A 6,401-nucleotide genomic window follows, 5' to 3' on the forward strand; every position below is an offset into this window, starting at 1 on the left:
GTCCGATCCTTCGTCCGTACCGGATTACAGAATAGCGGCGACACGAGGGGCAGGGAACCGCTCTGCCAGGTCGTTTGTCTACTGTTCCCAATCGGGATTTATGCATCGTGAAAGCGCAGACGTAGGCATGTCTTCGGACCGTTGGTCGTCCCGTCTCGGCTTTCTGCTCGCGACGACCGGGGCTGCAGTCGGACTCGGGAACATCTGGCGGTTCTCGGCCGTCGTCGGTGCGAACGGCGGCGGCGCGTATCTCGTTCCGTACCTCCTCGCCGCGTTTCTCTGTGCCGTTCCATTGCTTATTTTAGAACTCACCGTCGGCCGCTCTCTTCGGACGGACGTCGTGTCCGCGTTCAGTTCGGTCAGACCCGAGTACGCGGCGTTGGGTTGGCTCGTCACGGGGAGCGTACTTCTCATCCTGAGTTACTATCTCGTGCTCACGGGCTGGGTGCTCGGGTTTCTCGTCTCGTGGCTAGGAGGTGCTCAAACCACGTTCTCGGCGTTCACCGGTAGTTGGCACCCGGTCGGGTACTTTGTCGTCGTGACCGTCCTGACCGGTGGTATCACGTCGCTGGGCGTCCGGGACGGTATCGAACGGATGGCGCGGGTCGTTATGCCCACCGTCTTCGCGATACTCGTCGCCCTCGCGCTCTATGCGGCGACCCTCGTCAAATGGACCCGAGCCATCGCGTTCCTTTTCACACCGAACTTCTCGGTCCTAGGCGATCCCGGTCTGTGGAGCGCAGCGTTCGGACAGGTGTTCTTCTCACTCTCGGTCGGACAGGGAATCATGCTCACGTACGGGAGTTACGTCGACGAGGAGACCGACCTGCTCCGGTCGTCGTTGCTGGTCACGGTCGCGGATATCTTCGCGGCGTTGCTCGCTGGCCTCGTGATCTTCCCCATCGTGTTCAGCTTCGGCCTCCAACCGACGCTCGGCACCGAACTCGCGTTCACGACGCTTCCGACGGCGTTCGCCGCGATGCCGTTCGGCCGAGTCGTCGCCGTCGCGTTCTTCGGACTGCTGTTCTTCGCCGCGCTCTCGTCGGCGGTCTCGCTGCTCGAAGTCGGCGTTGCGGCCGTCACGAACACGACGCGGTTCTCCCGCTCACGGGCGACTTGGTACCTCACTGCGGGCGTCTTCGCGCTCGGGCTCCTGTCCGCACTGAGCTACAGTCCGGTTCGGTTCGCGGTCGCCGGTAGACCGGTCTTAGATCTCGTCGACGAGTCCGTCGGAACGTACGCGCTTCCGATTTCGGCGGTCATCATCACGTTTATCTTCGTCTGGACGACCGAGATCGACGGCGTTCGCGCCGAACTGGGACGGCTGTATCCGCTCGTTCGGTACGTGACTCCAGCCCTCCTCATCACGGTCACTCTGGCGAAGGCTCTCGGTATCGCTCGGCCCGCTTGGCGATTACTCGTGGACGCGACACGGACGAGTCCGTTCGGGTTCGCAGTCGCGACTGCCGCGTTCGTGACTCTCGGAATCGGCGGCTGGTATCTCAGAGGGCGACTCCGGTAGATGGGTCGACGGGTGCAGTGAACTCTGAAGCGACCCTGACGATCGGTCGGACGAAAAACGGACAGTAGTTCTTTCAATTCGCCGGTCGATGCGTCGCTATGCGTGCTCGAACACTCGGATACGCCGCGGGGGCCGGCATCGCGACGTTCCTCGTCGTGTTCGTCGCGGTGTCTGAGGTTCTCCTTCCGTACGTCGAGTTCTCAGTTCTCGTCGGCATACCCGCGGGCCTCGTGGCGGGTGCCTTCGCGGCCGCCTTCGTTCTCACCCAGACCGGACAGAAAGCTAGTTCTACGCGCCGCGGTCTCGCTCGCGCACTCGGCGCGTTCGGCGTCGTCCTCTTGGTCGCGTTCGCCCTCGCGTTGGTGCTTCAGTTGAGCGCCACGATTTCGATCGTGGTCGCGACCATTGTCGGCCTTCTCGCAGGTGTCGGCGCGTTCGTGCGGAATCGAAGGTAGTCCACCGTTACCGTCTCCAATGCCGCCACAACTTCGACTGCCGCCGAGACCCTCTCCGCGTTCGACGAAATCGTCGCCCGGGAGGGACAGTTCGCGCTCTTCTTCGTCTTTCTCGTTCCGGGCCTGCCGGACGATGCGATCTGTTTCATGGCCGGTATCACGCGCCTTCCACTCTGGAAACTCGTCGTAATCTCGGCGATCGGGCGTATTCCCGGCTACCTGTTAGTGTGCTCTGCGGGGTCACGGTTCGCGACTGCGAACTACCTCGAAACTACCGTCGTTCTCGGTCTCATGGCGTTTGCGTCAGCTCTCGTCTACTGGCGGACGGACGCAGTGCTCGCCAGAATACGGTGATCTGGCCTCGGCCGTCATTGATAGGATTCGAGATTCGGCGGTCGGCCGCTTCCCTCTGCGCCGCGTTCAGGATGGGTCTCTCGCATCCAGATGAGCGTAACGGTTCCAGAGACGAACATCGCGGCGGCGACGGCGTAGAACGCTGCTTCCGTGGAGACCAAGTCAGCCGTAGCGCCGATGAGAATCGCGCCGAAGCCGTACCCGGCGTCGCGCCACATGCGGTAGACGCCGAGGCCGGTCGCACGCCACGAGGGATGGGCGGCGTCACCGACGACCGTGATCAAGTTCGGGTAGAGCAGCGCCATTCCGAGGCCGGTGACGCCGGCGGTTAGCACCCACGGCCAGTACCCTGTCACCAGTACGGTCGCGAGCACGCCCACGCCGGCGACGAACATCCCCGCGACAACCGGAGGCCGTCGACCGATATCATCCGCGAGCTTCCCAGTGTAGAGCTGTAGCACTCCCCAGACCCCGCCGTACACGCCCACGACGACGCCGACTTGTGCGACGGACAGTCCGGCGTTCGTTAGGTACAACGGGTAGGCTATCCAGACGAGCGCGTCGACGAACTTCTCAACGCTCCCGGCCTGCGCCGCCGCGAACAGCGTCCGGTCGCCCCACGTCGCCCGTTTCAGTATCGACCGGAACGGGAGGTCGGCGTTCGTATCGCCGTCATCTTCGGTTTCGACCTCTGCCCGTGCGTACGGGAGCGTCTCCTCGACGAACAGCACCGAGACGACGAGGGCGACGACGATGACACCAGCGAGGAAGTAGAACGGTTCGGGCCGGAGTCCGTACCGCGCGGCGAGTATGCCTGTCACCCACGTGCCAACGGCGACGCCGCCGTAGCCGAACGCCTCGTCGAGGCCGACAGCGAATCCGCGTGCGTCGTTTCCGGCGAGGTCTATCTTTGCGTTGACGCTCATGCTCCACGCGAGTCCTTGGTTGATGCCGAGGAGGACGTTCCCGAGTGTAATCCACCACCAGTTCGGCGCGTAGACGAGGACCACGGGAATCGGCAGCGCGACGAGCCAGCCGGCGACGAGGATGGGCTTCCGGCCGTAGGTCTCGGACCACTTCCCGCCGTAGAGGTTGAGCAGGGCCTTGACGAAGCCGAAGCTCATCACGAACGAGCCGATGACCAGCATCGACTCGACGCCCAGTACGTCGCGTCCGAGCACCGGGACGACGTTCCGCTCGGCCCCGATGGTCAGTCCGACCGCGAAGACGGTCAGCAGCTGTAACGCGAGCTGTGACCAGTTTTGACGAATGCCCTGCGTGTACGACATCGGTTAAAATCGACTCGGTCTCAGTTGGCCGCGCAGTTGTTGGGACCGAGTTCGAGCTCCTCGACGTCGTCTCCCGGTTGCTCTTTGCCCCAGTTGATCTGCTTGATCTCGTTGTAGTTCGCCGGCTCGTCCGCGAGGCTCTCGACGATGGTCTCGACGAACGATTCCTCGTCGCCGTCCTCGACGTAACTCAGGAGCTCGTTGGTCGTCTCCTCGCGGAGTTCACCGAGTTCCGTCGCGAGCGGTCGGACCGCTTCATCGCTGAAGTGGCCGGGAAGCACGACCGTCCCCTCGTTGAGGTCGAGCAGACCGTCGAGGCTGTCGAACAGTCGGCTCGCGGCCTCGCGGACGGCGTCCTCAGAGCTGTCTTCGAGGTCGGGACGACCGACGCTCCGGAGGAACAGCGTGTCACCCGAGAGGAGCACGTCGCCGTATTCGAAGGAGACGCTCCCCGGCGTGTGACCGGGCGTGTGACGCACGCCGAGTTCGCGGTCACCGACGTCGATGGAGTCGCCGTGGGCTATCTCGCTTACGCGGTCGAGGTCGCCGGCGTCCTCGCCGTGGAGGTAGTAGGGGACGTCGAGTTCGCCGGCGAGCCGTCGTGCCCCGGAGACGTGGTCCGCGTGGGCGTGCGTGTCGACGACGCCGACGATCTCTACGTCCCGTTCGTCGACGGCATTCAGGTACTCGTCGACGTACTGCGTCGGGTCGACGACGACAGCTTTGTCGTCGTCGTGGACGAGATAGGAGACGCATCCCGTTCCGGGGCGGACGATCTGCACGACGCCGTCGGCGCCTTCGATCTCGTACTGGCGGTGGACGCGACCCCAGCCGTTCATCCCGTCGTCAATGGATTCGGCGTCGTACCCGTTTTCGCGGAGGAACTCCGCGGCGCGCCCGGATGTGATGCCGGCGATACAGACGACGATTATCTCCTCGTCTTTCGGAAGGTCGTCGAGATGTTCCTCCAGCGTGGAGTAGTCGTACTCGAGGAGTTCGTCGTAGATAGGGAGGTTCGTGCTCCCGGGAATCTGCCACTCCTCGAAGTCCTCCTCGCGCCGGACGTCGAGCACGAACGGATCCGTCTCCTCGTCTTCGATTCGCCGTGCGACCTCCGTCGCGCCGTATCCAGTATTGCTCATTACACCCATAACTACACACGTCAAACTCTTAAATCCGTTGGCTCGATACCTCGCTTCCGGTCGCCGGCGGCGAAGAGACTCTCTTAGACGCATAGAGCGGCTTTGTATCGGGATTTCTTCGACCCGACGAGCCACTAATGGGGGAGACAGCGATTTCGACCCGTCTCTTAGTTGCGAATACAGTACAATTCTAATGGGTGGATGCCACTGAACTGACACGACTCGAAACGACCTCAAAGTAGGAAGAATGAGCTTCGTCTAGTCACCTCGGTCGGGTTCGTCGTCCGTAGGCGGGGCGACGAGCGCTCAGGAGGTGGTGAGCCGACACCACATCCCCACACTATCGTTCCGAAGGCGGCAGACAGCGGCGAGGACGACCGCCCCGCTGACGAGGACCGCCGCGCCGAAGATGAGCGCGATGCTCACCGTGTTCAGGATTTCGATCCCGTACGCGGCACCGAGTTCCTTCGCCGCGACGGCGACGCTCCCGGCGAGCAGCATCGCTGCGAAGTAGCCCTTGATGGCGTCCTCTTCGACGAGTTGCGTCGCGCCCGCGCCGATACGCGCGCCGAGTGCACTTCCGGCGAGCAGTGCGCCGACGACGGGTAACGCGACCGATCCGGACTGGGCGTAGCGGAACGCGCCGAACCCTCCCGAGATGGTGATCTGAAGGATGTCCGTCCCGACGGCGACGGCGGCGGGCACGCCGAGGCCGTACATCATCGCTGGCATCAACAAGAACCCGCCGCCGACGCCGAGGAACCCGGACAGGACGCCGATGACGAGACCGACGGCGAAGATGATGGTCCCGGACACACGGACGTCACCGCGAAGCGTCACCATCGGCGGGATGTGGAGCGACTGCACGCGGTCGGCGAGATCGCGTCCCGTCGAATCGGTCCCCTTCGAACCCCACGCGTCGCGCAGCGTAAACAGGCCGACGACCGCGAGCAGTCCTACGTACGAGATGCTGATGATGAGGTCCGCCATCCCGGTCGAATCCAGGAAGAACACGACGCTCTTCCCCCCTTCGATGCCGATGGTCATGGCGACGGTCATGATGAGCGCGAGTTTGTAGTCGACCTGTCCGTGGTCGCGGTGACGGAGCGCGCCGATGACGCTCGTCCCGAAGACGAACGCCAAGCCGCTCCCGACTGCGACCGTTGAGGGGTAGCCCATCACCAGCAGCGCCGGCGTCACGAGGAACGACCCGCCCATGCCGAAGAACCCGAACAGGATTCCGATGAGCAGCCCGAATCCGACGAATATCCCCACCATCATCGGGGTCAGTCCGAGAATATCCATCCTCACTCACCCCCGACTGCGTCGAGGACCGTCTGTCCGACGAGGCTGCTGAGAGCGCCGTATCCCACGTACAGGACGACTGCCTCTACGAGGACGAGCCCTATCGTCGTTATCGCTTCCACCGAACCGCTCGCGGTTTCCAATCCCAACATTTCACGTTTCTCCTTCTTCCGTGTACGCTGTCTCGTTTACCGCACAATACTGCCCGCGCCTACCCACCGAGTGACTGTTTTGAAACATGGAATTCAGTCGGTGGAGGGTGCGGCCGCAGCGTCGGTCTCTTCGGCGCGCGAGGAGCGGACGAACCCCTGTGCGTACGCGCCGAGGAACATCC

At 63.4% G+C, this 6,401-nt stretch carries 6 protein-coding genes and 1 pseudogene; 3 read left to right on the forward strand and 4 right to left on the reverse strand.

Annotated features, from left to right (window positions below):
- Nucleotides 1-127: 127 nt before the first annotated feature.
- The 3 genes and pseudogenes from C474_RS07605 to C474_RS23515 all read left to right on the forward strand — a co-directional run.
- Complete coding sequence (locus C474_RS07605; RefSeq protein ID WP_008385532.1) at nt 128-1,522, forward strand: sodium-dependent transporter; 1,395 nt, start codon at nt 128-130, stop codon at nt 1,520-1,522.
- Nucleotides 1,523-1,620: 98 nt separating this feature from the next.
- On the forward strand, nt 1,621-1,977 hold the full coding sequence (locus tag C474_RS07610) for a hypothetical protein (protein ID WP_008385535.1): 357 nt from the start codon (nt 1,621-1,623) through the stop codon (nt 1,975-1,977).
- Between the two features lie 51 nt (nt 1,978-2,028).
- Nucleotides 2,029-2,331: pseudogene (locus C474_RS23515) on the forward strand (VTT domain-containing protein); the annotation flags it as partial.
- Nucleotides 2,332-2,345: 14 nt separating this feature from the next.
- On the opposite strand, the gene C474_RS07620 reads toward C474_RS23515, so the two are convergent.
- The 4 genes from C474_RS07620 to C474_RS22555 all read right to left on the reverse strand — a co-directional run bounded on the left by C474_RS07620 (nt 2,346) and on the right by C474_RS22555 (nt 6,219).
- A complete protein-coding gene (locus C474_RS07620; RefSeq protein WP_008385538.1) occupies nt 2,346-3,620 on the reverse strand; it encodes an MFS transporter in 1,275 nt (424 codons plus the stop codon).
- A gap of 20 nt (nt 3,621-3,640) precedes the next feature.
- Entirely contained in the window at nt 3,641-4,762 is a 1,122-nt protein-coding gene (locus tag C474_RS07625; RefSeq protein ID WP_008385540.1) for an MBL fold metallo-hydrolase, read from the reverse strand.
- Between the two features lie 306 nt (nt 4,763-5,068).
- Complete coding sequence (locus tag C474_RS07630) at nt 5,069-6,067, reverse strand: sulfite exporter TauE/SafE family protein (protein ID WP_008385542.1); 999 nt, start codon at nt 6,065-6,067, stop codon at nt 5,069-5,071.
- Between the two features lie 2 nt (nt 6,068-6,069).
- Nucleotides 6,070-6,219, reverse strand: coding sequence for a DUF7512 family protein (locus tag C474_RS22555; protein ID WP_008385543.1), 150 nt, complete (start codon nt 6,217-6,219; stop codon nt 6,070-6,072).
- Between the last annotated feature and the right edge of the window lie 182 nt (nt 6,220-6,401).

This window comes from Halogeometricum pallidum JCM 14848 (genome assembly GCF_000337095.1).
Taxonomy (GTDB): domain Archaea; phylum Halobacteriota; class Halobacteria; order Halobacteriales; family Haloferacaceae; genus Halogeometricum; species Halogeometricum pallidum.